Origin of the sequence: Herbidospora mongoliensis, from assembly GCF_001570545.1 — a bacterium.
In the GTDB taxonomy this organism is placed as follows: Bacteria; Actinomycetota; Actinomycetes; order Streptosporangiales; family Streptosporangiaceae; genus Herbidospora; species Herbidospora mongoliensis.
The window spans coordinates 371,085-396,619 of sequence record NZ_BBXD01000012.1; the positions used below are offsets into that span (position 1 = coordinate 371,085).

The 25,535-nt window shown below is 68.5% G+C and carries 27 protein-coding genes, 1 tRNA gene and 2 pseudogenes; 15 read left to right on the forward strand and 15 right to left on the reverse strand.

Features of this window, described 5'->3' with window-relative positions; genetic code table 11:
* Nucleotides 1-17 precede the first annotated feature (17 nt).
* A complete protein-coding gene (locus AW272_RS16550) occupies nucleotides 18-326 on the forward strand; it encodes an ArsR/SmtB family transcription factor (RefSeq protein WP_066365539.1) in 309 nt (102 codons plus the stop codon).
* A complete protein-coding gene (locus AW272_RS44160) occupies nucleotides 323-1,195 on the forward strand; it encodes an SRPBCC domain-containing protein (protein ID WP_157518580.1) in 873 nt (290 codons plus the stop codon). Before AW272_RS16550 ends, AW272_RS44160 begins: the two co-directional genes overlap by 4 nt.
* A 14-nt stretch (nucleotides 1,196-1,209) precedes the next feature.
* Here AW272_RS44160 and AW272_RS16560 read toward each other — a convergent pair whose 3' ends face one another.
* Nucleotides 1,210-1,416: a TOBE domain-containing protein gene (locus AW272_RS16560; RefSeq protein ID WP_066365542.1), complete on the reverse strand. Its 207-nt coding sequence runs from the start codon at nucleotides 1,414-1,416 to the stop codon at nucleotides 1,210-1,212.
* Between the two features lie 75 nt (nucleotides 1,417-1,491).
* Between AW272_RS16560 and AW272_RS16565 the strand changes: the two genes are divergently transcribed.
* The 3 genes from AW272_RS16565 to AW272_RS16575 are packed head-to-tail and all read left to right on the forward strand — an operon-like array spanning nucleotide 1,492 to nucleotide 3,557.
* Nucleotides 1,492-2,250 (forward strand): SDR family NAD(P)-dependent oxidoreductase, encoded by a 759-nt coding sequence (locus AW272_RS16565; RefSeq protein ID WP_066365544.1) that lies wholly within the window; start codon nucleotides 1,492-1,494, stop codon nucleotides 2,248-2,250.
* Nucleotides 2,251-2,266: 16 nt separating this feature from the next.
* The gene (locus AW272_RS16570) at nucleotides 2,267-3,181 is read left to right on the forward strand and encodes an NADP-dependent oxidoreductase (RefSeq protein ID WP_066365546.1); all 915 of its coding nucleotides are present in this window, start codon (nucleotides 2,267-2,269) and stop codon (nucleotides 3,179-3,181) included.
* Between the two features lie 19 nt (nucleotides 3,182-3,200).
* On the forward strand, nucleotides 3,201-3,557 hold the full coding sequence (locus tag AW272_RS16575) for a TIGR03668 family PPOX class F420-dependent oxidoreductase (RefSeq protein ID WP_066365548.1): 357 nt from the start codon (nucleotides 3,201-3,203) through the stop codon (nucleotides 3,555-3,557).
* On the opposite strand, the gene AW272_RS16580 is transcribed toward AW272_RS16575, so the two are convergent.
* Genes AW272_RS16580 through AW272_RS16590 form a run of 3 tightly spaced genes read right to left on the reverse strand, consistent with a single transcriptional unit; the run spans nucleotide 3,554 to nucleotide 6,428 of the window.
* Nucleotides 3,554-3,832 carry a hypothetical protein gene (locus AW272_RS16580; RefSeq protein WP_066365551.1) on the reverse strand — a complete coding sequence of 93 codons (279 nt, stop codon included), beginning with the start codon at nucleotides 3,830-3,832 and terminating at the stop codon, nucleotides 3,554-3,556. The two genes, AW272_RS16575 and AW272_RS16580, sit on opposite strands and share 4 nt — an antisense overlap.
* Complete coding sequence (locus AW272_RS16585) at nucleotides 3,829-5,451, reverse strand: AbeC-like domain-containing protein (protein ID WP_066365553.1); 1,623 nt, start codon at nucleotides 5,449-5,451, stop codon at nucleotides 3,829-3,831. The genes AW272_RS16580 and AW272_RS16585 overlap by 4 nt, the downstream gene beginning before the upstream one ends.
* A gap of 41 nt (nucleotides 5,452-5,492) precedes the next feature.
* On the reverse strand, nucleotides 5,493-6,428 hold the full coding sequence (locus AW272_RS16590) for an alpha/beta hydrolase (protein WP_066365957.1): 936 nt from the start codon (nucleotides 6,426-6,428) through the stop codon (nucleotides 5,493-5,495).
* Between the two features lie 169 nt (nucleotides 6,429-6,597).
* On the opposite strand from AW272_RS16590, the gene AW272_RS16595 reads away from it, so the two are divergent.
* Nucleotides 6,598-6,671 (forward strand) — tRNA-Ile (locus tag AW272_RS16595).
* Between the two features lie 351 nt (nucleotides 6,672-7,022).
* Nucleotides 7,023-7,238 (forward strand): hypothetical protein, encoded by a 216-nt coding sequence (locus AW272_RS16600; protein WP_066365557.1) that lies wholly within the window; start codon nucleotides 7,023-7,025, stop codon nucleotides 7,236-7,238.
* Here the strand turns inward: AW272_RS16600 and AW272_RS16605 are convergent.
* Nucleotides 7,231-8,004: a peptidylprolyl isomerase gene (locus AW272_RS16605; RefSeq protein WP_083958378.1), complete on the reverse strand. Its 774-nt coding sequence runs from the start codon at nucleotides 8,002-8,004 to the stop codon at nucleotides 7,231-7,233. The two genes, AW272_RS16600 and AW272_RS16605, sit on opposite strands and share 8 nt — an antisense overlap.
* A gap of 144 nt (nucleotides 8,005-8,148) precedes the next feature.
* Nucleotides 8,149-8,676, reverse strand: coding sequence for a TetR/AcrR family transcriptional regulator (locus tag AW272_RS46020; protein WP_083958400.1), 528 nt, complete (start codon nucleotides 8,674-8,676; stop codon nucleotides 8,149-8,151).
* A gap of 46 nt (nucleotides 8,677-8,722) precedes the next feature.
* Between AW272_RS46020 and AW272_RS16615 the strand changes: the two are divergent.
* The 3 genes and pseudogenes from AW272_RS16615 to AW272_RS16625 all read left to right on the forward strand — a co-directional run.
* Nucleotides 8,723-9,352: pseudogene (locus AW272_RS16615) on the forward strand (thiamine pyrophosphate-dependent dehydrogenase E1 component subunit alpha); the annotation flags it as partial.
* Nucleotides 9,349-10,348, forward strand: a pseudogene (locus AW272_RS16620) (alpha-ketoacid dehydrogenase subunit beta). The pseudogenes AW272_RS16615 and AW272_RS16620, both read left to right, overlap by 4 nt.
* A gap of 32 nt (nucleotides 10,349-10,380) precedes the next feature.
* A complete protein-coding gene (locus AW272_RS16625) occupies nucleotides 10,381-11,298 on the forward strand; it encodes a 2-oxo acid dehydrogenase subunit E2 (RefSeq protein ID WP_245657599.1) in 918 nt (305 codons plus the stop codon).
* Nucleotides 11,299-11,340: 42 nt separating this feature from the next.
* Here AW272_RS16625 and AW272_RS16630 read toward each other — a convergent pair whose 3' ends face one another.
* The gene (locus AW272_RS16630) at nucleotides 11,341-11,880 is read right to left on the reverse strand and encodes a DinB family protein (protein ID WP_066365565.1); all 540 of its coding nucleotides are present in this window, start codon (nucleotides 11,878-11,880) and stop codon (nucleotides 11,341-11,343) included.
* A gap of 77 nt (nucleotides 11,881-11,957) precedes the next feature.
* Here AW272_RS16630 and AW272_RS16635 point away from each other — a divergent pair, with 77 nt between their 5' ends.
* Nucleotides 11,958-12,329: a RidA family protein gene (locus tag AW272_RS16635; protein WP_066365960.1), complete on the forward strand. Its 372-nt coding sequence runs from the start codon at nucleotides 11,958-11,960 to the stop codon at nucleotides 12,327-12,329.
* Between the two features lie 127 nt (nucleotides 12,330-12,456).
* Here AW272_RS16635 and AW272_RS16640 read toward each other — a convergent pair whose 3' ends face one another.
* Nucleotides 12,457-13,011: a TetR/AcrR family transcriptional regulator gene (locus AW272_RS16640; protein WP_083958380.1), complete on the reverse strand. Its 555-nt coding sequence runs from the start codon at nucleotides 13,009-13,011 to the stop codon at nucleotides 12,457-12,459.
* An 80-nt stretch (nucleotides 13,012-13,091) separates the two neighbouring features.
* On the opposite strand from AW272_RS16640, the gene AW272_RS44165 reads away from it, so the two are divergent.
* Together AW272_RS44165 and AW272_RS16650 are read left to right on the forward strand one after the other, a co-directional pair.
* A complete protein-coding gene (locus AW272_RS44165) occupies nucleotides 13,092-13,664 on the forward strand; it encodes a VOC family protein (RefSeq protein ID WP_218010913.1) in 573 nt (190 codons plus the stop codon).
* A gap of 4 nt (nucleotides 13,665-13,668) precedes the next feature.
* Nucleotides 13,669-14,223 carry a GNAT family N-acetyltransferase gene (locus AW272_RS16650; protein WP_066365568.1) on the forward strand — a complete coding sequence of 185 codons (555 nt, stop codon included), beginning with the start codon at nucleotides 13,669-13,671 and terminating at the stop codon, nucleotides 14,221-14,223.
* Between the two features lie 43 nt (nucleotides 14,224-14,266).
* Here AW272_RS16650 and AW272_RS16655 read toward each other — a convergent pair whose 3' ends face one another.
* The 3 genes from AW272_RS16655 to AW272_RS16665 form a co-directional block, all read right to left on the reverse strand.
* A complete protein-coding gene (locus tag AW272_RS16655) occupies nucleotides 14,267-15,253 on the reverse strand; it encodes an ABC transporter permease (protein WP_066365571.1) in 987 nt (328 codons plus the stop codon).
* Between the two features lie 103 nt (nucleotides 15,254-15,356).
* Nucleotides 15,357-16,793, reverse strand: coding sequence for a S1 family peptidase (locus AW272_RS16660; protein WP_066365574.1), 1,437 nt, complete (start codon nucleotides 16,791-16,793; stop codon nucleotides 15,357-15,359).
* A gap of 98 nt (nucleotides 16,794-16,891) precedes the next feature.
* Nucleotides 16,892-17,851 carry a LysR family transcriptional regulator gene (locus AW272_RS16665; RefSeq protein WP_066365580.1) on the reverse strand — a complete coding sequence of 320 codons (960 nt, stop codon included), beginning with the start codon at nucleotides 17,849-17,851 and terminating at the stop codon, nucleotides 16,892-16,894.
* Nucleotides 17,852-18,004: 153 nt separating this feature from the next.
* Between AW272_RS16665 and AW272_RS16670 the strand changes: the two genes are divergently transcribed.
* Nucleotides 18,005-19,078, forward strand: coding sequence for a sugar ABC transporter substrate-binding protein (locus tag AW272_RS16670; RefSeq protein ID WP_245657584.1), 1,074 nt, complete (start codon nucleotides 18,005-18,007; stop codon nucleotides 19,076-19,078).
* On the opposite strand, the gene AW272_RS16675 is transcribed toward AW272_RS16670, so the two are convergent.
* Genes AW272_RS16675 through AW272_RS16690 form a run of 4 tightly spaced genes read right to left on the reverse strand, consistent with a single transcriptional unit; the run spans nucleotide 19,064 to nucleotide 22,290 of the window.
* Nucleotides 19,064-19,297, reverse strand: coding sequence for a hypothetical protein (locus AW272_RS16675; protein ID WP_066365585.1), 234 nt, complete (start codon nucleotides 19,295-19,297; stop codon nucleotides 19,064-19,066). The genes AW272_RS16670 and AW272_RS16675 overlap by 15 nt on opposite strands.
* A gap of 10 nt (nucleotides 19,298-19,307) precedes the next feature.
* Nucleotides 19,308-20,972, reverse strand: coding sequence for a sodium:solute symporter family protein (locus AW272_RS16680; RefSeq protein ID WP_066365594.1), 1,665 nt, complete (start codon nucleotides 20,970-20,972; stop codon nucleotides 19,308-19,310).
* Between the two features lie 30 nt (nucleotides 20,973-21,002).
* Nucleotides 21,003-21,425, reverse strand: coding sequence for a nitroreductase/quinone reductase family protein (locus AW272_RS16685; protein WP_066365596.1), 423 nt, complete (start codon nucleotides 21,423-21,425; stop codon nucleotides 21,003-21,005).
* Between the two features lie 40 nt (nucleotides 21,426-21,465).
* Nucleotides 21,466-22,290: a patatin-like phospholipase family protein gene (locus AW272_RS16690; protein WP_066365599.1), complete on the reverse strand. Its 825-nt coding sequence runs from the start codon at nucleotides 22,288-22,290 to the stop codon at nucleotides 21,466-21,468.
* A 385-nt stretch (nucleotides 22,291-22,675) separates the two neighbouring features.
* On the opposite strand from AW272_RS16690, the gene AW272_RS16695 reads away from it, so the two are divergent.
* The gene (locus AW272_RS16695; protein ID WP_066365602.1) at nucleotides 22,676-25,411 is read left to right on the forward strand and encodes a cellulose binding domain-containing protein; all 2,736 of its coding nucleotides are present in this window, start codon (nucleotides 22,676-22,678) and stop codon (nucleotides 25,409-25,411) included.
* Nucleotides 25,412-25,535 lie beyond the last annotated feature (124 nt).

The following is a 25,535-nucleotide window of genomic DNA, read 5'->3' on the forward strand; positions in this document are numbered from 1 at the left end:
TGGAGGGTTATCTACCCATGTTGGACGCCACGTTCGCGGCCCTGGCCGACCCCACCCGCCGGGCGATCCTGGCCCGGCTGACCGAGGGTGAGGCCTCGGTGACCGAACTGGCCGCCCCGTTCGCGATGAGCCAGCCGGCCATCTCCAAACACCTCAAGGTCCTGGAGAAGGCGGGGTTGATCACCCGGGGGAGGGATGCCCAGCGCCGCCCCTGCCGCCTGGCCGCCGAACCGCTGCGCGAGGCGACGGAGTGGCTGGCGACCTACCGGGACTACTGGGAGGCGCGCTACCGGAAGCTCGACGCGCTGCTGGAGGGCATGGAATGACCGATGTCGTCACCCGGGGCGATCGGGAGATCATCGTCACCCGGCGCTTCGCCGCGGCCCAGGCCAAGGTGTACGCCGCGCTGACCACGCCTGACCTGCTCGTTCAGTGGTACGGCGCGCAGGGGTGGCGGCTGGTTGAGTGTTCCTTCGAGGCGTCGCCGGGCGGTTCGTATGAGTTCGTCTCGGAGGGGCCCGGCGGGGAGCGGATGGTTCAGCGCGGGGAGGTGCGGGCCGTCGAGCCGCCTTCGTCGATCACCCTCAGCGAGGTCTTCGACGAGCAGTCGTATCCCGGGGTCACCCTGATCACCCACGATCTCACCGCCGAGGGCGCGGGCACCCTGCTCACCACCACTATCCGCTACGCCACCCCCGGCGGCCGGGCGACCGCGCTGCGGTATCCGATGGGCAGGGGCATGGCGGAGGCGTACACGAAACTCGATCTTCTGTTGGAAAGGACCCGCATGAACTGGACCCTCGAAGTGGTCGTCGTACCCGTGTCGGACATCGACCGGGCCAAGGCCTTCTACGCCGGCAAGCTGGGCTTCAACGTCGATCACGACACGACGTTCGGCGACGACGTCAGGATCGTGCAGCTCACCCCGCCCGGGTCGGGCTGTTCGGTCGTGATCGGCAAGGGGGCGGTGCCGGTGATGGAGCCGGGGTCGCTTCGGGGGCTCCAGCTTGTGGTGCCGGACATCCGGAAGGCGCACGCGCTGCTGGTGGAGCGGGGGGTCGACGTGTCCGACGTACAGAAAATGGGGGAGAACCCCCAGCCGATGCCAGATCCCCTCGACAACGTCGGGTTCGTGTTCTTCGACGACCCCGACGGGAACGGGTGGGCGGTGCAGCAGATCTCGTCGCGAGGCTGACCGCCCACGCGTGGTCAGTCGACGGCGAGGATCATGTCCGACGCCTTCACGAACGCCGTGACCTGGCTGCCGACGTTCAGCTTCAGCTCATCGGCAGCCTCGGTGGTGACCGACGCGACCAGCCGGAGGCCGCCCGCCGACAGTTCGACGTTGGCGGTCGCCTCGCCGCGTGTGATCCCGGTGACCTCGGCCGGGATCGCGTTCCGCGCACTCAGTTTCATGATCGTCCTGTGCCCGGGAATCTCGCCGGCCGAACCGTCTGCCTAGAGTGGAAGCCTGGACATAGGGGGTTCATCATGCGCCTTGACGGAACGGTCGCCTTGGTCACAGGGGCGTCGAGTGGAATCGGCGAGGCCGCGGCGATATCGCTGGCGCAGCAGGGCGCGGCGGTCGCGGTGGTCGCGCGGCGGCGGGAGCGGCTGGAGGATCTGGCCGCCCGGATCGGCAAGGACGGCGGGAAGGTGCTGGTCATCGAGGCCGACATCACCCAGGAGGCGCAGGCCGCCGAGGCGGTCGCCCGGACCGCCACCGAGCTCGGGCGGATCGACACGCTCGTCAACAACGCCGGGGTCATGCTCCTCGGGCCGATCGAGCGGGCGCCGCTCACCGAGTGGCAGCGGATGGTCGAGACCAACGTCCTCGGCCTGCTCTACTGCGCCCACGCGGCGCTCCCGCACCTGATCAGGGCCGCGGAAGACGGGCCCCGATACGTCGCCGACATGGTCAACATCTCCTCGGTCGCCGGGCGGATCGCCCGCAACGGGAGCGGCGTCTACAACCTGACCAAGCACGGCGTCGGCGCGTTCAGCGAGTCGCTGCGGCAGGAGGTCGCCGGTCGGCACGTGCGGATCTCGCTGGTCGAGCCGGGTGCGGTGGAGACCGAGCTGGCCGGGCACAACCGGCCCGAGGTGCTGGAGTCGATCAGGGACAACTTCTCCGGCGTCGAGCGGATGCAGCCGGAGGACATCGCCGACGCGATCACCTACGTCGTCACCCGGCCCCGTCACGTCGCGATCAACGAGGTGCTGATCCGGCCGACCGAGCAGGAACGGTAACTCTGAGGAGGTCGAGATGCCGAAAGCCTACGTGTATCGCGAATACGGAGGCCCCGAGGTCGAGGAGTTCGCCGACCTGCCCAAACCGACCGCCGGGCCCGGCCAGGTCGTCGTCCGCGTCAGGGCCGCCGGGGTCAACCCGGCAGACTGGAAACGCCGCACCGGCTGGCGCGGCCCCGGCACCAACCCCGACCACTTCCCGGCCGTCTTCGGCAACGAGGTCGCCGGGGTCATCGCCGAGATCGGTCCGGGCGTGACCGGTCTCAAGCCCGGAGAGGCCGTCTTCGGCAGCCCGCTGAAGGGCGGATACGCCGAATACGCCGTCCTCCCGGCGGCCGGCGTCGCCCACAAACCCGACATGGTGTCGTTCGAGGACGCCGCCACCCTCCCCGTGGCCGCCGCCACGGCCTACGACGGGCTCCGCCAGCTCGGCCTGCCGGCCGGCGACACCCTGCTGATCACCGGCATCGGCGGCGGCGTCGGCACGGCCGCCGCCCAGATCGCCCGCAACGCCGGGGTGCGCGTCGTCGGAACCGCCGACCCGGGTAAGCGCGAGTTCGTGGAATCGCTCGGCGCGACGTATGTCGAACCCGGTCCCGGTGTCGCCGAGCGGGTGCGCGCGGTGGCCCCGAAGGGCGTCGACGGGATCTACGACCTGGTCGGCGGCGAAGCCCTGCGCGAGGTCGCCACCGTATTGAGCGACCACTCGAAGCTGATCTCGGCCGGTGACCAGACGACGGCCAAGGACCTCGGCGGCCAGCCGGTCGCCCGGCTCCGCACCAAGGAGGTGCTCGGCGCCGTCGCCGAGATGGTGGCCGACGGGGTGCTGGACCCCCACGTCACCGCGACCTATCCGCTCGACCAGGCCGACCGCGCCCTGAGGGAGGTCGAGAACGGACACGCCCGAGGCAAGATCGTCATCACTGCGTGAGCGGTTCGCCTCGGCCCGGGTGGCCCGGCTCGCCACCTGCGGCCCTCATGTGGTTCCGGTGACGTTCGCCCTCGAGGGGGACGTCATCGTGACCGCGGTCGATCACAAGCCCAAGACGACCCGGCGGCTGCGGCGGCTCGACAACATCGCGGCCGATCCCCGGGTGAGCCTGCTCGTCGACCACTACGAGGAGAACTGGGAGAAACTCTGGTGGGTACGGGCTGACGGGGCGGCCCGGGTGGTCGATGAATGGCCGTCAGAGGTGTTGGTGGCGAAGTATCCCCAATATCGGGAAATGCCGCCTGACGGGCCGTTCATCGTGATCGACGTTCATCTGTGGCGGGGCTGGTCGGCGCTGCGCCAGGACGGCTTCTAACCGAAGATCGCCGTGGCCAGCGCAGCCGCCGATTCGGCCAGCACCGCGTAGGAGGCCAGCCGCTCCAACCTGACCTTGAGCACCGTCCGGTCGGGTTCCGGCTGGGCCAGTTCCTCGTCGAGGGCGGCCAGGTCGGCCCGGGCCTCCGGTGGCAGGTCGTGCTTCTTGATGAGGCCGGCGAGATGGTTGACTTGTACGGCCTTCGCGTTCGACCCGGCTGCCATCGGCCCCGACACGGTGCCGCCCGAGATGTTGATGCCGTAGTTGTCGTTCACGAAGCCCCCTGCTGAGTCGCCTGCGCCTGATTGCCGGCCGCGATCGGCCCGTTGACCGTCCCGCCGCTCACCCACGCGCCGTAGTTGACGATCGCCTGCTGACGGTAGGACGTGGTGTCGATGTCGCGAGACTCCAGGTAGTCGAGGACCGCCTCATTGAGGCGCTGTGAGATGAGCTTGCTGTACTTGCTGATGTCCAGGACCTGCATGAACGACGTCGGCTCGGGCTCGGCGCCGAGTTCCCGGACGCTGGCACGGGCGCCGTAGGCGTACGCGAGATAACGGCCGGGACGCTGCTGCCGGTTCTGCTCGAACACCATCTTCACCAGACGAACCGGAGCGAACAGCACCTCCTCGAACAGCCGCAGTCGCAGCGCCGCCAGCGCCTTGCCCGCGACGGCGATCGGTGACAGCGCCGGCAGCACGTCGATCACGTGGAAGGTCCGCTTGCACGGCGGCAGTGCGGTGATCAGGCACTGGGTGTACATCATGCGGCCCTCGACGGCCAAGTGGATGAACGCCGAGATGTCGATCTCCCGATCGGAGGCGGGTACGACCAGCGTCCCCAGGTCGGAGATGATGGGCGGCCCCTCGGTGCCCACGGTGACCCGCTGGAAGTAGCGCATCGCGCCCTGCGGGTTCTGCTTGACCGCGTCGATGGACACCGGGTCGAGCGAGAAGATCGGCAGGCCGCTGTGCCCGAGCAGCGGATGGGTTCCGCCGTCCAGATGGAGCGTTCCCGGAACGGTGAGATGATCGCTGACGGTGAGCTTGGCGATGCTCTCCCGCGCGTTGAGCACCCCGAAGCGCATCTGCTCCAGCCGTGCGCGGATGAAGCTGTGCAGTTCTATCGGGTCGACGGTGGCATTCCTGCGCTCACCGGCCGCAGCGCCGGGGGTGGGCGGCCTACGGTCCAGTTCGACCACGATCGACCAGGCATGCTGGGCCGGCCCCGACCCGATGAAGGGGTCCTCACCGCCGTACATTGCGAGGTTTCCCTGCTGGGCCTGGCTGATGTACCCGTCGCGACGGGCCGGGACGGACTCCTGCGGGATCTTGTGGGGACGCCCGAAGGCGAAGGTGGTGGAGAGCTGGACGTACTGGAAGATCCAGTAGGCGATCGCCACGGCAAAGGAGAGCAGCAGCAGGACGTAGGCCGGCTGGACGACGCTCACGCCTGTGGGCTGCCGTACGCCGAGGCTCGTCAGGATCAGCTGGGAGAGCAGGATGAACATCAGTTGGGCCAGAAAGGCGAACACGACCAGGGCGGCCCAGACCGTCAGGAGCGCCCGTAAGACCGGTTTGTTCCGGGTGGACGGCCGCGACAGCAGAGCCAACGGCACCATGGCGATCAGCAGCCCGGTCGTCCCGAAGAAATCGAGCCCCAGCCCCACGATGATCAGCAGTGTGATCGCCGCGTCTCTGGCCACGGTGACCCGGCGTGCCCGAAGACAGTGCATCAGCACTGTGCGGACGTCGGTGCGGCCGTGTGACGGTGCGACGGCGCGGTGCTGGTCGCCGAGGAGTTCGTCGATGACGGCGTCCCGGAACTCGGCGTCGATGTACGCGCCCGCAGACAGATAGCGCGTGCTGTTGGACAGAATGGTTGGAGCCGACATGGGATCACGTTAAAGGCAAATGTCATGCCGTAACGGGACAATCACCAGCTGGAGTCACTACTTTGGAACGCTTCCCGCAGGTTCCGGGCGAGGTGCTCCCTGGCCTCGTCGGCGGCGTCGAAGAAACCGGGGTAGGTGAAGAAGCCGTGCAGTGCGCCGGGGAAGTCGCGGTGGTCGACCGGCACTCCGGCCGCCTTCAGAGCGTTTGCGTACGCCATTCCCTCGTCCCGCAGCGGGTCGTATTCGGCGGTGATGAGGGTCGCGGGGGCCAGGCCCGACTTGTCCTTCAGGTGATGAGGGGACAGGCGGGGGTCTTCCGGGTCGGCGCCGGGGGCGTACTTCCGGATGACCCAGGCCATGTCGGCGGCGCTCAGGCCGTAGCCGGAGGCGAAGTCCGTGTAGCTCGGGGTGTTCATGGCCACGTCGGTCACCGGGTAGACGAGGGCCTGGTGGGCGAGGGGCAGTCCGGCGTCCCGGGCCAGCCAGGCGGTCACGGCGGCCAGGTTGCCGCCGGCGCTGTCGCCCGCGACGGCGACCTTTCCGGGTGCGGCGTCGTAGAAGGCGGGACGGTCGAAGACGTCGCGGACGACCGCCCAGGCGTCGTCGACGGCGGCCGGGAAGACGTGGTGCGGCGCGAGGCGGTAGTCGACCATGGCGATGATCGCTCCGGTGCGAATCGCCAGGTCACGGCCCATAGGGTCGTGTTGGGGGAGGGTACCGTAGACCCAGCCGCCACCGTGGAGGTAGACCACCACGGGGAGCTCGGGCTCGTCGGTGGGGCGATAGAGACGTACGGGCACATTCGCGACCGTCGTCCCGGTCACGGAGAAGACCTCGGCGGGGGCGCCCCGCTCGGCGGTTTTGTTGTCGAGCCGGCGGAGCAGGAGCACCTCGTCGTCGGTGATCGCGTCGAGGTCGGCGCCGGGGATCGGCGGGAAGCGGTCTAGGAACGTCTTGGACTGCGGATGGAGCGGCATGCGCGAGAACATACTCGACTTCGCGGGACGAATACCTCTAACCGTGAGCAACCGACCCGACACCAAGGGTTCGTCAACGGAAGGTAAGTGGACCCTAACGAACGAGCTGATCACAAGTGCACTTCGGTGGGTCCCCAGGAAGAAGAACTGTGAGAGACTGCGGCATTGCGGGGCGGTAGCTCAGCCGGTCAGAGCATCGGACTCATAATCCGTGGGTCGTGGGTTCAAGTCCCACCCGCCCTACTCAAAACCCCAGGCTAATAGCCTTTCTCGGTGCCACGCATCGACGCCTGGCAGGGCAGATGACAGGGCCGAACGCCGTCGCCTGTCCAAGGATATCCAGAGATCGCGCCAAGATGATCATTTGCGAACGCCCGGATCGAGGGGCGAGCACCCCTCAGAGCCGTCGGTGCGTCGTTCAGCAGCGCTCGGTGAGGATCAGCCGGCCTGGGCGCCTGGGGCCACCCTGCTGTGGTCGAGGGATCAATCCGGCAATTAATCACATAGGGGACCGCGTCGCTGACGAATCTGTTTCACTGGCACCGGAATCTTGCGGCAACGTGTGGAGGAGTCAGATGGTGGCGCCACTGGCTGATGGCCGTGTCGGGATTGGCTTTGGTCGTCGTGGTGGGAGTCCATATGGCCGATGATCCGGAGAAGACGAGTCGGCCGGCTGTCACACCGGTTGATGACGACGATGTGCCGAATGCGAAGGTCATCGACAAAGACCAGATCATCGATATCGACACCTTCGATCAGAAGGATAATCCGCTGTGGCCGCTGATCGAAGAGTCGCGGAATGCTAATTGACGGTGACGTCTTCGATGAGCACCTTTAATTTGGGTGCGTTGGAGCCGCCGGTTTCGGAGGTGATGTCGATGCCGTCCACTGCGGTGTTCACGCCGCCGGCGGCGATTTTGTCCACCACGTCGAGGCCCTTCACCACGACACCGAACGGCGTGTAGTCGGCGGGGAGCTGGGCCGCCTCATTGCTGTAGGAGATGACGAACTGGCTGCCGTTGGAGTTGGCGGCGTCGGAGTTCTGGGCCATGAAGACGACACCACGGTTGTACGCGGGGCCGAGGTTCTCGTCGGGGAACAGATAGCCGGGCCCGCCGGTGCCGTCGGTCTTGTTCTTCCCGTCGCCCTTGGCCTGCGGATCACCGCATTGCAGCAGGTCGAGGGCGTTGCTCTTGACGGTGGTCAGCCGGTGGCAGACGGTGCTGTCGAAGTAATTCTTCTTCGCCAGGAAATGGAATGAGTTGACCGTGCACGGAGTCGAATCGGGGGTCAGTTCGATGACGATCGAGCCCTGGTTGGTGGCCAGTGTCATGGTCTTGGCCGCCATCGCCGCCGCCGAAGGTTTGGCAGGGGGCATTCCGACGAATTTGGCCGGGGCGCCGGAGTCGTCTTTGCGGTAATCGCACGTGACGTTCTTCGGGTCGATCGGTGGCGCCTTACTCGGGGGCGGCAGCTGCGAGGGGATCGCGGAAGGCGCGGCCTCGGCGGCGCCGGGGGGAGGGTTCTCTGCGTCATCGCCGGAGCAGCCCGTCATCGCGACGATCGAGAGAATCATCGCACCGGCACTTAATCGGAGCCTCGAAGTTGTGGTGGTCACGCTTTATGCCTGTCGTTAGTCGTCGATTTTCCCAAGACTGTACGACCCTATCCAGGCGCCTGTGTGATTTTTGTAAGACCAGTCCCACGCGTTCCATGAGTATCAATTCGCCGCGTCGTTTCCATCGCTGATGCCGAGGTGGCGCAGGGCGGTCCGGGCCTGCGTGGCGGCCTCCTCGTGGGTGGGTGCTGAGCGGAGGCTGAGGAGGCGCTGCCGGTGGGATTCGCCCAGCAACAGGGTGAACAGGGAGCGCGCCAGGTCGAGGTCGTGTTCGGGGAGTCGCGCGCTGAGGGCCTCGATGTAGGCCTGGGGGCCATCGCGGTAGAAGCCCTCGGCCAGGTCGGGGAAGCTGTGCGCTTCGGTGACCATCAGGCGGTGCAGGCCGATCGCCTCGTCGGAGTGGAGCGCCGAGACGATCGTGGACGCCAGGTCCTCCAGGCTGCCGCCCTGGATCGGCTGGCCGAGGGTGCGGTTCCGCCGCCGCTCGACCGCCGCCAGGAAGATGTCGGTGCGGTCGCCGAAGTAGCTGTAGATGGTGCGCTTCGTGACGCGGGCCTCGGCGACGATGTCGTCGAGGGTGACCTGCCGGAAGCCGCCGGCGACGAACAGACGTACAGCCGCGTCGAGGATGTCGTCGCGGCGCTGGACGCGCTCCGCCTCCGTCGGCCGACCCCGCTACCGCGGCGGCACCGAAGCGGTGATGTGCCTGATGGGTGACGGCACGACCAACATCGGGGCGTTCCACGAGTCGCTGAACATCGCCGCCCTGTGGGACCTGCCGATCGTGTACGTGGTGGTCAACAACGGCCTCGGCATGGGCACCCCGGTGGAGCGTTCCTCCGCCGAACCCGAACTGCACAAGCGCGCCTCCTCCTACCGGATGGCCTCCGCCCGCGTCGACGGCAACGACCCCGCCGCGGTGTTCGACGCCGCCCGGGTGGCTCTGGACAGCGCGCGTGCGGGGCGGCCCTACCTGCTGGAGGCCGTGTCGGCCCGGCTCAAGGGGCACTCCGTGGTCGACCCGGCCCGCTATCGCAGCCGGGAGGAGGCCGAGGCGCTCAAGGCCGCCGACCCCGTGGCCGCCTATGCCGTCCACCTGCACGAACAGGGGCTGCTCACCGATGAGCTCATTGCTCAGATCGACGCCGAGGCCACCGCGATCGTCGCGGATGCGGCCCGGTTCGCCGACGCGAGTCCACATCCTGACGTGACGACGTTGTTCGACTACACGTATGCGACTCCCGTACCGAACGACTCCCGCCGTCTGCCGGGCGATGCGCTGTTCCCGGCGGGGGTGTCGGTATGAGCGTCATCAGCTACCGGCAGGCTCTGCACGACGCGCTGCGCGGTGAGATGCTGCGGGACGAGAACGTCTTCCTGATCGGCGAGGAGATCGGGCTCTTCGAGGGGTCGTACAAGATCACTGTCGGCATGCTCGCCGAGTTCGGGCCCAAGCGGGTCAGGGACACCCCGATCGCCGAAGAGGGCTTCACCGGTGCGGCCATCGGCGCCGCGATGCTCGGGCTGCGGCCGGTCGTGGAGATCATGACGATCAACTTCTCGCTGCTGGCGCTGGACCAGATCGTCAATCACGCCGCCAAGATCTACGGGATGTTCGGCGGGCAGGCCCGGGTGCCGATGGTGATCCGCACTCCCGGCGGCGGCGGGCAGCAGCTCGGCGCCACCCACTCGCAGAACATCGAGCTGTACTACGCCTTCGTGCCCGGGATGAAGGTCGTCGCGCCCTCCAGCCCGGCCGACGCGAAGGCGCTCATGCTCGCGGCGATCCGCGACGACGATCCGGTGCTCGTGCTGGAGAACCTCGCCCTCTACAACACGACCGGCGAGGTGCCCGACCACGACGAGCCCGCCGAGATCGGCAAGGCGGCCGTGACCCGCCCGGGCGCCGACATCACCGTGGTCGCCTACTCCCGGATGGCGGCTGTGGCCCTTCAGGTCGCTTCTCGGCTCGAAGACGAAGGCATCGACGTCGAGGTCGTCGACCTGCGGAGTCTTCGTCCCCTCGACCGGGACACGATCGTCGCCTCGGTGCGGAAGACCAACTGCGCGGTCGTCTTGGAGGACGACTGGCTGACGTATGGGATCGGGGCCGAGATCGCGGCGACCATCTCCGACGGCGCGTTCGACTGGCTCGACGCGCCTGTTCGCCGCGTGGCGATGGCCGAGGTTCCTCTTCCGTACGCCAAACCGCTGGAGACCGCCGCCCTGCCCCTCCGCGGCCGACGCGATCACCGCCATCCGCCAGACCCTCGACGCCGTCGCCCGGAGGACATCCTCATGATCGACATCCTGATGCCGCGCCTGTCCGACACGATGACCGAAGGCGCCATCTCGACCTGGCACAAGAAGCCCGGTGACCACGTCGTACCGGGGGATGTCCTGGTCGACATCGAGACGGACAAGGCTCTCATGGAGTACGAGGCCTACGAAGCCGGGACCCTGGCCGAGATCCTCATCACCGAAGGCCAGAACGCGCCCATCGGGGCTCCGATCGCCCGCCTCGACAACGGAGTCGACGACACGACCACGCCTGTCGGGAGCGCTGAGACCGGTGCGTCGGTCGCCGACGATCGTGCTGATCGGCGGGCGGCGAGTCCGTTGGTCCGCAGGCTCGCCCGGGAGCGCGGCATCGACTTGGCCACCGTGGCGGGGACCGGTCCGGGTGGACGCATCGTCCGCGCTGACCTCGACGGGTTGCCCGCCGATGTCGGTGTGCCGGGTGCGGGAGGGTGCGTCGTCCGCGCGGACTCCGACGCCTTGCCGACTGATATCGACGTGCGCGGCACGGGCTCTCGTCCGGGCGTGGAAGAGTCCTTTGCCGCGTCCGTTTCTGGGGGATCGGACCTGCGTGAGCCGCGGCCGGTGCCGTTCGACCCTCTTCGCCGGGCCGTCGCGGCCCGGCTGACCGAGAGCGGCACGACCGTTCCCACCTTCACCGCGACCGCCTCGGCCGACGTCGAAGATCTGCTGGCGCTACGCGTCCAGATCAACCAGGCCTGCACGGGCGCTGATGTGAAGGTCAGCGTCAACGACCTGCTGGTCCGTGCCGTCGCGCTCGCTGTCGGCGCCGCACGAGCGGAACTGTCCCTGGCGGGAGAGACCGTCATCGCGCGCAGGCGCATCCACTACACGATCACCGCCGACCACCGGATCATCGACGGCGCTCTCGCCGCCCGATTCCTCGCCACCCTCACCGAACTGCTCGAACACCCACTGCGAATCGTGGCATGACCGTCGTCACGGCGGGCGTGGGCCATCGAACCGACAGCGCCTTCAGGCGGTGCGCAACCGGCGGAGCAGCCCGATCTCCCCCGCGTTCTTCATCAGCTCGATGTTCACCCAGGCGAGCACATGTCCCAGCGGCAGGCCCCCACCGGCGAACCAGTCGCTGCGCGAGGTGGCGTCGAGGTCGTCATCGGTCAGCGAGTCCAAAGCCTCGATCCAGCGCTGACGGCACGCCGTCAGCCAGGCGACCCCGGCCTCCGCGTCGCCCGGCCACGGGGTCACCGCCGCGCTCTCGGCGAAGTCGAGGGTCTTCCCCGAGGTGTAGGCGTCGCCGAAGGTGTGGCTGTAGGCGTGGTCCCACCAGAAGCCGACGTGCCACATCACCCATCCGACGCTGGTCATCGGGGCGGGGTCGGGCTCCGGCATGGCCCAGTCGGCGGACCAGGTGCCGTCCGGGCGGGGGCGTACCGACCAGGAGCCGGGGGCGGGCTCCCACACGCACTCCTCATCGGTCAGTTTCTCCAGGTTGAGCTCCGTGAGCGACCAGGAGACGTCGAACTGCCAGCGCAGCAGGGGAAGCGTGTTCACCGGGACAACCTACGGCTCGGCCAGGGTGATCCACTATCGAGTTGTCGCCGATCCGTCGCGCTGTCACGATCTCGCACATGATCACCCCTGGCTCGATCGTTCCTGATGGCGGCGGCTACCGCCACACGTACGAGGTCGTCGCCCCCGCGCGCCTGGTCCATGTCTCGGGGCAGATTCCGGTGGCGCCGGACGGCACCCTCCCGGACGGCTTCGCCGCGCAGTGCCGGCAGGTCTGGGCCAACGTGGCGGCCGCGCTGGCTCATCACGGGATGGGCCTGTCGGACCTGGTGAAGGTGACCACGTTCCTGTCGGACAGGGCGTATCGGGGAGAGAACTCCGCCATCCGGCGCGAGGTGCTCGGCGATCACGCCCCGGCTCTGACGGTCATCATCACGGGCATCTACGACGAGGCATGGCTGCTGGAAATCGAGGCCGTCGCCGCCCAGTAGAGACCACCGGCCCGCGTTCGCGTTTCACGGGCCGCGTCTGTCTGGACTTCTGCTCCCGCTTCACGGGGCCCCTGCCTTGGCCTGCGTCTCGCTTCACGGGGAGGCCCGCCTGGGTCTGCGCTCGCGATCATCCACCTGGAGTCGCGCCGTAGCGCAGCCCGTCGTACAGGATCGTGCAGATGCGTACCGCGTCGTCCTCCCAGCCCTTGGCGCGCATCCCGCAGATGCCGCCGAGGGCGCGCAGGACCACGCGCCCGCTGACGCCCCCGCGCAGGAGGCCGGCCGCGATGCCTGCGGCGAGCAGGTCGTCGAGGGCGCGGGCCATCTCCTCGCGGGTGTCGTCGAAGACGGGGGAGTCGGTCGCCGTGATGCTCTCCAGCGCCTCACCCATCCCCTTGCTCATCGCCGAGTGCTCCACGAGGAGCAGCAGGAAGATGCGCAGGGCTTCGTCAGGGGCGTGCCGCGCGAGCAGTTGTCCGGAGGTCGCGCAGAGGTCGGCGACCTCCTGGCGGTAGACCTCCGCGACGAGCGCTTCGCGGGTGTCGAAGTGGCGGTAGAGGGTGCCGACGGCCACGCCGGCTCGGCGGGCGATCTCCTCCACGTGCGCGTCGTCGTCGGCGAGGAACGCTTCCCGCGCCGCCGCCAGAAGCGCTTCACGGTTGCGGCGGGCATCGGCGCGCAACGGTCTCTCCCTAAAGTGTCTGGTTCCGTTTATGTGTACAGTTTCCGGAGTCCGGTTCACCTTATCGAAGGAGTACCCCCGTGACGACCGAGAACGAAAGCCTGGCCGGCCTCCGAGTGCTGGTCACCGGCGGTAGCCGAGGCCTGGGAGCCGCGACGGCCCGCCGCTTCGCCGCCGCCGGCGCCACCGTACTGACGGCCTCGCGAACCGCGCCCACGGAGGTCCTGCCCGCCGTATTCATCCCCGCCGGCCTCCGGCCCGACGCGCGGACGGCGGCATCATCCCCGTTGTCTGAGCCGCCCCATACCGAAGGAGCCCTGATGAACTTCAGCCTGACCTCACTGATCGTGGACGCCGCCGACCTGGAGAGCGAGAGTTCCTTCTGGCACGGACTGCTCGGCGGCTCGATCACGAAGACGGCCACCCACCACTTCCTGCGGATCGACGGTTTCCCCGTGATCGTCATCCAGCACGCCCCCGGGCACGCACCCGGTGCCTCCCAGCAGATGCACTTCGACCTCGCCACCGACGACGTGGACACCGCACACCAACGGGTGCTCACCGCAGGCGGCCGACGACTGCGACCGACGGGTGACGCCGCAGGGGTGTACGCCAGCCCGGCCGGCCACCCCTTCTGCATCCGCCCGGCCTGAGACCATGACCGTCGTGCTCCATACTCCGCCCCACGAACCGGGGCCGCCTCTGACGCTCCGCCCCTGGGCGGAAGAGGACATCCCCGACCTGATCGACGCCTATCGCGACCCGGTGATGCGCCAATGGACCAGGTCCCACGTCGACGACGAGCGAACCGCCCGGCGCTGGATCGACACGCAGGAGAGGGGCTGGAGCGAGGGCACCCGGCTCAGCTTCGCCGTGCTGGAGCCGGAGGCCGATCGCGCCCGCCTGGTGGCCAATGTGGTCGTGAAGGGAGTCACGGTCGGAGGGGCGTCCGCCGAGGTGGGCTACTGGACCACTCGCGCCGCACGGGGGCGGGGCATCGCCGGCCGGGCTCTTGAGGTGGTGACGATCTGGGCTTTCGCCGCGCGGGGGCTGCGAACGCTGCGGCTGCTGCACCAGGTGGACAACCAGGCTTCGTGCCGGGTGGCGCAGAAGTGCGGATACGCGCTGGAAGCGGTTCTTCCCCCTCTTTCGCCGTACCCCCGCGACGGGCACCTTCACGCCAGACACGCTCCTCAGGTGCCACCGGCATGACGAACGGCCCGGTGCGATGCACCAGGCCGTCCAGAGGACATTCTCAGCCGATGTGGGCCAGTACCCTCGGCCGCATCACCATCGCCGCCATGGACGCCACCGCGGTCAACACCGCCACGACCAGGATCGGGATCGTCGAGATCTCCACCCCGGCGGAGGCCACGATCACCGCCGCCGTCGCCGTCAGGCTGAGGACCGTCGTCGCGAGCAGGAGGCTCGTGGTGATCGTCGTCTGCCGGCCCATGTACGCCGTCAGCGCCGCCCCCACCACCAGAAGTGATCCCACCACGCCCAGCACCGGCGGCAGCGTCTCGGTGGTCACGTCGCCGGAGGCCAGCATTTCCGCGTGGGTCATCACGTCGTAGTCGCTGCCCAGGGCCGCGCGCAGCCGCTCCCGCAGCTCACCCGGGTCGACGCCGGCGTCGCCCTGGATGTGTACGGACTCGATCTCCAGCTCCCCGACCAGGTCGGCCGCCGACATCGGCAGCACGCCCAGCGTTCCCCGTACATCGAAATTGGGGTTTCCCCCTGAGTCGGTCACGCCGGTGATCTCGAACGATCGGTTCGCCCCGTTCCCGTGGACCGTGATCGTCTCGCCGACCTCCAGATGGAGCTGCTCGGCGGTGCGCCGGTCGAGGACGGCGTCGGAGGCGCCCTTGGGGGCCTCGCCCTCCATACCGGGAGTGGAGGCCAGCAGTTCCATGTCGAGGGCGACGGCCTCCAGCGGTACCAGCGAACCGAAGCCCACCAGGCCGACACCGCCTCCCTGGACGGGGATGGCCTCGGCCACGCCCGGGACGGCCCTTATCTCGGTCAGGGTCGTCTGTGGCAGGGAGGGGATCGAATCGACGCCAGGGTAGCCCGCGGGCAGAACGGCCGCGTCAATCGGAGAATCGTCGCCGGACAGGAAGCGGGCGACGTGCCAGCCCGCTCCCGAGAGGTGGAGCCCCGTGCCGATCAGGAGCAGACCGGCGACGGCTGCGACGATGCAGACCGCCAGCGCCCTGAGATGGCGGCTGGTGCCCGACATGAACTTCCCCCATACGAGTCATCTGAAAAGGTCTCAAATGGGTCAACACCGCCGGGCTGTAAATAAAGCCCGACGGTGCTGATTCAGCCGAAAACTTTACGGTCTACGGACGGGTGTAGGCGAGGGTGAAGCTGCCCGAGCCGCTGTAGGCGTGGACGCGGTACCGGTAGGTGCCCGCGCTGCCGTTGTAGGTGAACGCCTCATCCGGGGCGGAGCTGGTGCCGCTGGCGACGTTGGTCCAGGTCGAGCCGCTCAGGCGCTGGAGGTAGAGGTCGAAGTCGACCCCGTTCGGGCCGTCGAGGCACAGGCGGTGGGTGCCGGCGCTGGCGCTGAACTGGGCGCTGTAGACGTTGCCGCCGCTGCTGACCGTGCCGGAGGAGGTGCTGGCGTAGCCGGAGCAGGTGGAGCCGCCGCCACCGCCGCCCGAGGTGGTCAGGGTCAGGCCGTAGACCGACAGGATCTCGTTGACGGGCTGGAAGTAGGTGGTGCCGCCGCTGCTGCAGTTGCCGCTGCCGCCGGAGGTGACGCCCTGGGCCTGGGTGCCGGAGATCCACCCGCCGCCCGAGTCGCCGGGCTCGGCGCAGACGTTGGTACGGGTGACGCCCGAGACGGTGCCCTGGGAGTAGGTCACGCTCGTGCCGATCTGCTGGACGGTGCCGCAGTGCCAGCCGGTGGTGGAGCCGGAGCGGCAGATCGAGCCGCCGACGACCTGCGCCGTCGAGCCCGCCACGTTCGCGGAAGTGCCGGCGATGGTCGGGGTCGAGACCCAGTTCGCGTTGGTGGCGACCCAGGCGTAGTCGTTGCCGGGGAACGAGGACCCCTGGAAGGTGCCCTGCGCGACCTGGTTGTAGCCCGTCGTCGAGTTGCCGACGTTGCCACAGTGACCGGCGGTGACGAACCCGTTGGTGGTACCGCGGGTGATCGCGAAGCCGACGGAGCAGCGGCCGCCGCCGATGTAGTAGGCGTCACCACCGCGGATGTTGTAGAAGGGCACGGGCTGCTCGCTGGTCGCGACGAAGCGCACGGCCGACTTGTCGACCCCGGCGGCGGCCACGAACGCCTCGGCGGCGGCCTGGTCGCGGGTCTCGACGACGACCGAGTTGGTCTTCACGTCCACGTAGTAGACGGGCACCGTCTGCGGGGCCGCGGCGGCGTCGAGCTTGTCCTTGAGCGCGGTCAGGTCGCCCAGGGAACGGGTCACGAGCTGCGCCTTGGCGCCGCCGGCGATGATGGCGGGAACCTTGGCGGCGTCCGCGGTGGCCACCGTCAGAGAGTTCGCGGTGTCGCCGCTGAGCCAGGAGCCGCCGAACGAGGCGCCGAGGTCGGTGCGGACCTTGCCTTCGAGCTTGCCGAGCCGCGCCTCGTTGATGAGGCGGAGTTCGGCCTGCTCGGCCGAGAGGTGCAGGTCGCGCTGGAGGGCCTCCAGCATCGAGGGTGCCGGTTTCGCCGGCGCCGCGACTGCGGCCGGAGCGGAGGACAGGACGAGGGCGAAGCCCATGGTGAGGGCGCTCGCCGCGCTCAGGATGTGCCTGCTGCGCATCGATTCTCCTTGGGGGCTGGGAGTGCCCTGAACGTAATCTCCAGAACCACTCCCAGAGGAGCCGTCGTTTGCCCCCCTATCATCGTGTTATGTCCCGCTTATGACATGGTTCCGTACCCCGGGTTTCGAGCCAGCCAGTTCGAGTAGGGCGCGCTCTGCCGGACCGCGTCCAGGTGGGAGAACTTGGCGTGGCTGACCACGGCGGGCGCCGACGGGGCGGCCGGGGTCTCCGGGTGCCAGCCGAGGAGCTGCCGCCAGTGCAGCGGCGCGCCCTTCACGGGGAGTGCCACCATCCCCTCGCTCGTGCGGAACGTGGCCTGGCACAGCGCGACCGCACGGCCGACCCGGACCAGGTGGATGCAGGTGGCGACGTCGGTCTCGTAAATGGTCTCCGGGGCGAAGCCGGCCCGTGAGGCGGCCACGGCGAAGCACTCGCCGAAGCAGCCGTCGCCGGGGGTGACCGCCCACTGCTCCTTGGCGAAGTCGCCGAGCTCGACCTCTCGCTCCCCGGCCAGCGGATGGGTGGCCGCGACCAGCACGAACACCGGATCTTTGGCGACCAGCGCCCACGACAGCGCCTCGTCGCCGGGCGGCCGGGAGTCGCCGCAGACACCCATGAGGGCGTAGTCGAGCCGGCCGAGCATCACCTTGGTGGACAGCTCCCCGGTCGACCACGAGGTGGCGGTGGTGATGACGGCGGCGGGTTCGGCGGCGGCCAGCCGGTCGACGAGACCGCCCAGGATCGGGCCGTTGGTGGCGCCGATCCGGTAGCGGCGGCCGACGGGTTCGCCGTTGGCGAGCCGGGCGGCCTCCTCCTGTAACTGCTGCACCGCGGGCAGCAGCACCTGCGCGCGGGCGAGCACCAGTTCGCCGAGCGGGGTCGGGCGGGAACCGGTGTGGTCCCGCTCGAACAGGCTGCCGCCGAGCGCCCGTTCGATCCGCTTCAACTGTGCGGTGAGCGCGGGCTGGGCGAGCCCGAGCGCACTGGCCGCCTTGGTGACGCTGCCGGTCTCGGCGACCATACGCACGATTCTGAGATGGCGGAGCTCGAGGTCCATAACGCGACGGTATGACCCTCGAATAACTCCAGCAATGATGATTTGTCACACAGTCTGACTAGTCATGTCGGAAAAGGTCTATCAAGACTGGACCGCGACTGTTACCCCATGGGAACCCACAGGGTAGGCCCTCCCAAAAGAACGGGGGCGTAGGTGAGGACCTTTCTCGCGCTGGCGATGGTTGTCGGCGTGGCCGCCTGCGGTTCCGAGAGTCCGCCGGCGGCGGGCCCGGCTCAGATCATCTCGCGCGGGTTCAAGATCGGGCTGATGCTGCCGGACCAGACGACCCCACGCTGGGAGAAGTTCGACCGCCCGTACATCACCTCTTCCGTGGCCCAGCTCTGCCCCAACTGCGAGATCGTCCCCGTCAACGCCGAGGGCGACCCCGCCGCGCAGCGCGGTCAGCTCGACCAGCTGACCGCCCAGGGCGTCAAGGTCGTCATCCTCACCCCGGTGGACGCCGGCGGCATCCAGCCGGCGGTCGACCGCGCGGCCGCGCGGGCCGTCAAGATCGTCTCGTACGACCGCCTCGCGGAGGGCGCCATCGAGGCCTACACCTCCTTCGACAACTTCGACGTGGGCCGCCTGCAGGGCCAGGCCCTCGTCGAGGCGGTGAAGGCGAGCGGCCGCCGGGGCGAGATCATCATGCTCAACGGCCCGACCACCGACCCCAACTCGTACGAGTTCAAGGCCGGCGCCCACTCGATGATCGACGGCAGGCTCCGCATCGGCGCCGAATACGACACCCCGGCCTGGAGCGCCGAGGAGGCCGAGCGCGAGTCCGAGATGGCGATGGACCGGATCGGCCTCGAGAACATCATCGGCGTCTACGCCGCCAACGACGGCCTGGCCGGCGGCGCCGCCGCCTCGATCCGCGACTCGGGCCTGCCCCCGAACACCCCGCTGACCGGCATGGACGCCGATCTGGACGCCATCCAGCGCATCATGCTCGGCACCCAGACCATGACCGTCTACAAACCGATCAAGCCCGAGGCCCAGAACGCCGCCCAGCTGGCGGTCGATCTGGGCGCCGGCCGTCAGATCCGGGGCACCAGCACGGTGAGCAACGACACGAAGAAGGACATCCCGGCCATGATCTCGAAGGCGATCGTGGTGGTCCGCTCGACGATCAAGGACACGGTCGTCAAAGACGGCTTCTGGACGGTCAACGAGATCTGCGGCCCGGCCAACCTCAAGCCGATCTGCCAGCAGCTAGGCATCACCTGACGTCTCGTCGGACGGGTCGGGCACGTCCTTGGGCCGTAGCCGCTCCCAGACCAGGAAGATCGCCGCGATGACCAGCATCCCGATCCCGGTCCACAGATTGATGCGCACCCCCTCGGCCTTCGCGATCTCCTCGGCCCCGTCGAGGACGCCGACGATGACCAGGATCACGCCGTAGACGGCGAACAGGCCGCCCAGGATGCGGCGGATGTCGAACAGCATCGCGTACCCCTTACAGGAATGGCAGGTAGAAGGCGGCGGCCAGGATCAGCGCGCCGGAGCCGAGGACCACGGGGGAGCGGTACCACTTCTTGTCACCGGCGATGGAGTCGTCCTTGAGGTCGACGTCGGTCAGCCCCCACACGAGACCCCGAAGTTCCTCGTCGGGTTTCGGCGTGGTGACCAGCGTGATCGCGACCGACACGACGGCGTCGACCAGGAAGGCCGCCCCCGCCGCGACGAACGAGGCGTTCAGGTCGGTGCCCAGGTCCAGAAGCTCCGCCCGGTACGGGATGTAGACCGCGAACGCCGCCAGAGTGCCCGCGATGATGCCCCAGAACCCGGCCCACGGGGTCATCCGCTTCCAGAACAGGCCGATGATGAACGTCGCGAACAGGGGCGCGTTGAAGAACGCGAACAGCGCCTGCAGGTAGTTCATGATGTTGGAGAACCCGGCCGCGATGAAGGCGGTGCCGATCCCGGCCACCACACCGCCGATGGTGGCGATGCGCCCCAGACGTACATAGAACTCATCGGGGTGGTCCCCGTTCACGTGACCCTTCCAGATGTCATACGTGAACACGGTGTTGAACCCCGAGATGTTCGCCGCCATGCCGGCCATGAACGACGCGAGCAGACCGGTGACCGCGACGCCGAGCACGCCGTTGGGCAGGAACTCGTTCATGAGCAGCGGAATCGCGTAGTTGTAGGCGGGCCCGTCGTCCTTGCCGAGGTTCGAGAACAGCACCAGGGCGATCAGACCGGGGATCACGGTGACGACCGGGATCAGCAGCTTCGGATAGGCCGCCACGATCGGCGTCAGCCGCGCCGCGTTGGTGTTCCGCGCCGACAGACCGCGCTGGACCTCGGCGAAGTTGGTCGTCCAGTACCCGAACGAGAGCACGAACCCGAGCCCGAAAACGATCCCGATCCAGTTCGCGCCGAGCGGATTGTCCGCCGTCGCGGTGGTCGACCACGTGTGCAGCCCGCCCTCGCCGAGCACGCTCTCCCGCACCTTCTGCCCGAGCCCCTCGAACCCGCCGACCCGGATCAGCCCCAGGATCACCACGGGGACGAGGCCCGCGATGATCACGAAGAACTGCATGACCTCGTTGTAGATGGCCGAGGACAGCCCGCCGAGGGTGATGTACGCCAGCACGATCGCCGCCGACACGATCACCGACAGCCACAGGGGCCAGCCGAGCAGCGCCTCCATCACGAGGGCCAGGGCGTAGAGGTTGATCCCCGCGATCAGCACCTGCGCCACGGCGAACGCGATGGCGTTGAACAGCTGCGTGGCCGGGTTGAACCTTCTGCGGAGGAACTCCGGGACGCTGTGCACCTTCGACCGGTAGTAGAACGGCATCATCACGATGCCGAGGAACACCATGGCCGGGATGGCGCCGATCCAGTAGTAGTGGACGGTCATGAGACCGTACTGGGCTCCGTTGGCGGCCATGCCAAGGATCTCGATCGCCCCGAGGTTGGCGGAGACGAACGCGAGACCCGTGATCCAGGCGGGCAGGGAACGCCCGGCGAGGAAGAAGTCGCTGGAGGAGCGGATGGCGCGGCGGGCGGCGAAGCCGATGCCCACCACGACGGCGAAGTAGAGCGCCAGGATCAGATAGTCCAGCGCGTTGACATCCAGGCGGAGGTCCTGGGGAGCAAGTGCGAACACGGCCAGCCGCTACCCCAGAACCTCACCGTTTCACGTGCGTTCCAGTGCGACGACGGGGATCTTCCGGCCCGCCTGCTGCTCGTGTTCGACGAAGAAGGGGTAGTTCTTCTTGATCTGCGACCAGACCGCGTCGTATTCGGCGCCCTCGGTCGGGCGGGCGTTGGCGATGTAGGTCTGGTCGCCGACCTCGACGGTCACGTCGGGGGTGATGAGGAGGTTGCGGAACCACTCGGGGTCGTGCGGCGCCCCGGCCGCCGACGCCATGACCAGCAGGTGGTCGCCCTCGATGACGTACATCATCGGGGTGGTGTGGGGACGGCCGGTGACGCGGCCGCGAGTGGTGAGGATCAGCAGGGCGCGGCCCTCGAAGGGGCCGCCGCCCTTGTGGGCTCGGAAGTCCTCGATCGTCTTACGGTTGATCTCGCGGATGTCTTCGCCAATCGGGTTGCTCATGCGCCTCATACTTGCCGAGAAGGCTGCCAGTATGTGTCAGCTAGTTCCAAACCTCGCCGACCTGCGCGGCCACCGACGGCGCCTGGGCTAGCCCGGCCTTGAACGCCGGCGCCCACAGCCCCGGGTCGAGCACGTCGGTGCCGAACACGGCCTTCGCCGCGGCGTCGGGCCCGACGGTCGTCGTCCTGGCCGCCCCGGTCTTCTCCAGCTCCCGCGCCAGCCGCTCCGGCGGGACCATGCCGATCAGCGGCTCCAGCACGACGACCGTCTCGGCGCCCTTGGCCAGGTCGGCGTTGGTGCCGCTGCGGACGCCGCCGTCCATGTAACGCGCGCCGTTGATCTCGACCGGCGGATAGACGCACGGCACCGCGCAACTCGACGCGACGGCCAGCGGGAGGTCCACGCCCGACTCGTGGGTCCAGACGACGAACTGCCCGGTGGCGGCGTCGACGGCGGTGACCTGGAGGTCCCGGTCGGGCCACACCTTCACCGGCAGCCGGCTCCCGACCGACTCGATCCGCGCCATGCCCTCGACGATCGGCAGCGCGAGGGCGAGTTCGCCCACCCGGCGCCGCGCCTCCTTGGGGTCGACACGGGGATCGAAGAGGATCCCGAACGCCTGCATGACCGGCGCCATGTCCACGGGCGGCCGGGGCCCGTGATCGGTCGTGCTCTGCTTCGCCACGGCCTGCTCCAGATCGGCGCCGGTGGCGATGAGGGTGCCGACGACGGAACCGGCGGACGTCCCGATGATCGTGTCCGCGGTCCCCAGGTCGAGGCCTTCACGGCGCAGGCCGGTGACAATCCCCGCTTCCCAGGCGATGCCGGCGATGCCCCCGCCGCCCAGAACCAATGCTCTCGTCATGTACCGAATTATGTTCTATCGACGGCCGCTATGGGAGGGCGACCACGGCGTATCTCTCGTCATGAATGGGGCGGCCCCACAGCACGGGGTCGGGCAAGGGCTCGACCGCGATCTCCTTGACCACGGGGCGAAGGGTTCTGGCCAGCTCCTCCGCCGTCAGACCGGCGGCGCCCCAGCGGCCCTCGACGAGGCCCGCACGTCAGGGTCGCGCAGGCCGTGGTCGGGTGCGTCGTCGAAGGTGTCGGCCTGGTCATCCCAGATAGTTGGTTTGTACATCAAACTATTGTTACCCTCTCACTAGTTCCATGCACGCGCTGGGCGGACGGTCAGGGTCCCCACCTGATCGTGCATGGCCGGTTATCCATTCACGGAGGAGAAACCGTCCATGCGAAGAAAGATCGTCAGCATGCTCGCGATCCTCGCCCTGGTCCTGGTCGCGGCGGTGGTGAGGATGGCCCCCGCGGGGGCGGTCGCCTCCGATCCGTACGTGTACAAGAACGTGCGGATCGACGGGGGCGGATTCGTCCCGGGCATCGTTTTCAACCAGACCGAGCGGAATCTGATCTACGCCCGTACCGACATCGGCGGGATGTACCGCTGGGACCAGTCGGGCTCGTCGTGGAAACCCCTGCTCGACTGGGTCGGGTTCACGAACTGGGGCTACAACGGCGTCGACAGCATCGCGACCGACCCCGTCCAGACCAATCGGGTGTACGCCGCCGTCGGCATGTACACCAACTCGTGGGACCCCAGCAACGGGGCCATCCTCAGGTCCACCAACAAGGGGGACTCCTGGGCGGTCACCCCGCTGCCGTTCAAGATGGGCGGCAACATGCCCGGCCGGGGCATGGGGGAGCGGCTCGCCGTCGACCCCAACCGGAACGGCACCCTCTATCTGGGGGCGCCGATGGGGAACGGGCTCTGGCGGAGCACCGACTTCGGCGCGACCTGGGCCAAGGTGACGAGCTTCCCGAACGCCGGCAACTACAGCGACGACCCGAGTGACCCCAACGGCTACACCAGCCACCAGCCCGGCGTCGTGTGGGTCACCTTCGACAAGCGCACCGGCACGTCCGGCAACGCCACTCAGACGATCTACGTCGGCGTGGCCGACAAGGCCAACACCGTCTACCGGACGACCAACGGCGGCACCACGTGGGAGCGGCTCCCGGGCACCCCCACCGGCTACATCGCCCACAAGGGCGTCCTCGACCACGTCAACGGCTACCTCTACCTCGCCACGTCCGACACCGCCGGACCCTACTCCGGTGCCAAGGGCGACGTCTGGCGCTACGCCACCGCGACCGGGACCTGGACGCAGATCTCGCCCGTCCCCTCCAGCAGCGCGGACGACTACTTCGGCTACTCGGGCCTGACCATCGACCGGACCAATCCGAGCACGATCATGGTGGCCACCCAGACCTCCTGGTGGCCGGACGTGATCTTCTGGCGGTCCACCGACTCGGGGGCCACCTGGACGCGGATCTGGGACTTCACGTCGTACCCGAACCGTAGTTTCCGCTACAAGATGGACATCAGCTCTTCTCCATGGCTCAGCTGGGGAGCCAATCCGCAGCCGCCGGAGGTCACGCCCAAGCTGGGCTGGATGACCGAATCGCTGGAGATCGACCCCTTCGACGGGAACCGGTTCATGTACGGCACCGGCGCCACCCTCTACGGATCGACCGACCTGAAACTCTGGGACACCGGTGGCCAGCTCACCATCAAACCCATGGTCAAGGGCCTGGAGGAGACCGCCGTCCTCGACCTGGTCAGCCCGCCCACCGGCAGTGCGCCGCTGATCTCGGGCCTGGGCGACGTCGGCGGGTTCCGGCACACCAACCTCGACGCCGTGCCGCCGATGATGTTCGTGCAGCCCAACTTCACCTCGACGACCTCGCTCGACTACGCCGAGCTGAACCCGTCGACGATGGTCCGGGCCGGCAACTTCACCGAGTCCGACCGGCCGAACGACAACCACGTCGCCTTCTCCACCGACGGCGGCGCGAACTGGTTCCAGGGCCAGGAGCCCGGCGGGATCAACAACGGCGGCACCGTCGCGGCCGCCGCCGACGGCAGCCGGTTCGTCTGGGCCCCCGCCGACAGCGGTGCCTCGGTCGTCTATTCGGTCGGGTACGGCAACTCGTGGTCGGCCGCAAGCGGTGTGCCGTCGGGCGCGAGGATCGAATCCGACCGGGTGAACCCGCAGAAGTTCTACGCCTTCAGCAACGGCCGGTTCTACGTCTCCACCAACGGCGGCCAGACCTTCACCGCCTCCGCCGCGACCGGGCTGCCGACGACCGCGCGGTTCAAGGCCGTCCCCGGACGAGAGGGTGACATCTGGCTGGCCGGAGGGGCCGGGTTGTGGCGGTCGACGAACTCGGGGACGTCGTTCACCAAGCTCTCCAACGTGGAGGAGTCGGACAACGTCGGGTTCGGCAAGGCGGCGCCCGGACAGTCGTACCAGGCGATCTTCCTGATCGCGAAGATCGACGGGGTCCGGGGCGTCTTCCGCTCCGACGACACCGGCGCGACGTGGGTCCGCATCAACGACGACCAGCACCAATACGGCAACATCGGCGAAGCCATCACCGGCGACCCGAGGATCTACGGCCGCGTCTACCTGGGCACCAACGGCAGAGGCATCCTGTACGCCGATCGCACCGGCCCCAACCCGTCGCCGTCACCGTCCGCGAGCCCGTCGCCCAGCCCTTCACCAAGCCCGTCCCCGTCCCCCTCACCCTCACCCTCCCCCTCGCCTTCGCCTTCGCCTTCGCCTTCGCCCAGTCCGAGCCCATCCCCGTCTCCCAGCCCGGGTAAGGCCTGTGCGGCGACGTACACGATCACGAATTCCTGGCCCGGTGGGTTCGGCGGGAGCGTGACCGTCAGGAACAGCGGCACGACCGCGATCACCGGCTGGACCGTGCGCTGGACCTGGGCCAACGGACAGACCGTCAGCCAGTTTTGGAACGGCGTGCACACCGCGAGCGGCGCGAGCCAGACCGTGGTGAACGCCGGCTACAACGGCAATCTGAACGCCAACGGCACGACGACGTTCGGCTTCAACGCCGGCCAGTCCGGCACGAACCCGATCCCCGCCGTCACCTGCACCCCAGCCTGACCCGTTCGAGGCCGACCGGCCGGGGTGGTCCTCACCCTGGCCGGTCGGGCGGGTCGTCCGCCCCGCACTCGACTCGGCCCTGGAGGCCGTGGCTGCCGGACCCGGCGAGGCCGTCACCGCGCAC

Coding starts and splice junctions, on each gene's coding strand:
- AW272_RS16655 (WP_066365571.1), bottom strand. CDS start 15,253: ATGTCGGGCACCAGCCGCCATCTCAGGGCGCTGGCGGTCTGCATCGTC.
- AW272_RS16560 (WP_066365542.1), bottom strand. CDS start 1,416: ATGAAACTGAGTGCGCGGAACGCGATCCCGGCCGAGGTCACCGGGATC.
- AW272_RS44160 (WP_157518580.1), top strand. CDS start 323: ATGACCGATGTCGTCACCCGGGGCGATCGGGAGATCATCGTCACCCGG.
- AW272_RS16565 (WP_066365544.1), top strand. CDS start 1,492: ATGCGCCTTGACGGAACGGTCGCCTTGGTCACAGGGGCGTCGAGTGGA.
- AW272_RS16695 (WP_066365602.1), top strand. CDS start 22,676: ATGCGAAGAAAGATCGTCAGCATGCTCGCGATCCTCGCCCTGGTCCTG.
- AW272_RS16650 (WP_066365568.1), top strand. CDS start 13,669: ATGACCGTCGTGCTCCATACTCCGCCCCACGAACCGGGGCCGCCTCTG.
- AW272_RS16685 (WP_066365596.1), bottom strand. CDS start 21,425: ATGAGCAACCCGATTGGCGAAGACATCCGCGAGATCAACCGTAAGACG.
- AW272_RS16675 (WP_066365585.1), bottom strand. CDS start 19,297: ATGCTGTTCGACATCCGCCGCATCCTGGGCGGCCTGTTCGCCGTCTAC.
- AW272_RS16665 (WP_066365580.1), bottom strand. CDS start 17,851: ATGGACCTCGAGCTCCGCCATCTCAGAATCGTGCGTATGGTCGCCGAG.
- AW272_RS16690 (WP_066365599.1), bottom strand. CDS start 22,290: ATGACGAGAGCATTGGTTCTGGGCGGCGGGGGCATCGCCGGCATCGCC.
- AW272_RS16590 (WP_066365957.1), bottom strand. CDS start 6,428: ATGCCGCTCCATCCGCAGTCCAAGACGTTCCTAGACCGCTTCCCGCCG.
- AW272_RS16550 (WP_066365539.1), top strand. CDS start 18: ATGTTGGACGCCACGTTCGCGGCCCTGGCCGACCCCACCCGCCGGGCG.
- AW272_RS16585 (WP_066365553.1), bottom strand. CDS start 5,451: ATGTCGGCTCCAACCATTCTGTCCAACAGCACGCGCTATCTGTCTGCG.
- AW272_RS16600 (WP_066365557.1), top strand. CDS start 7,023: ATGGCCGTGTCGGGATTGGCTTTGGTCGTCGTGGTGGGAGTCCATATG.
- AW272_RS16605 (WP_083958378.1), bottom strand. CDS start 8,004: ATGATTCTCTCGATCGTCGCGATGACGGGCTGCTCCGGCGATGACGCA.
- AW272_RS16660 (WP_066365574.1), bottom strand. CDS start 16,793: ATGCGCAGCAGGCACATCCTGAGCGCGGCGAGCGCCCTCACCATGGGC.
- AW272_RS16635 (WP_066365960.1), top strand. CDS start 11,958: ATGATCACCCCTGGCTCGATCGTTCCTGATGGCGGCGGCTACCGCCAC.
- AW272_RS16570 (WP_066365546.1), top strand. CDS start 2,267: ATGCCGAAAGCCTACGTGTATCGCGAATACGGAGGCCCCGAGGTCGAG.
- AW272_RS16625 (WP_245657599.1), top strand. CDS start 10,381: ATGACCGAAGGCGCCATCTCGACCTGGCACAAGAAGCCCGGTGACCAC.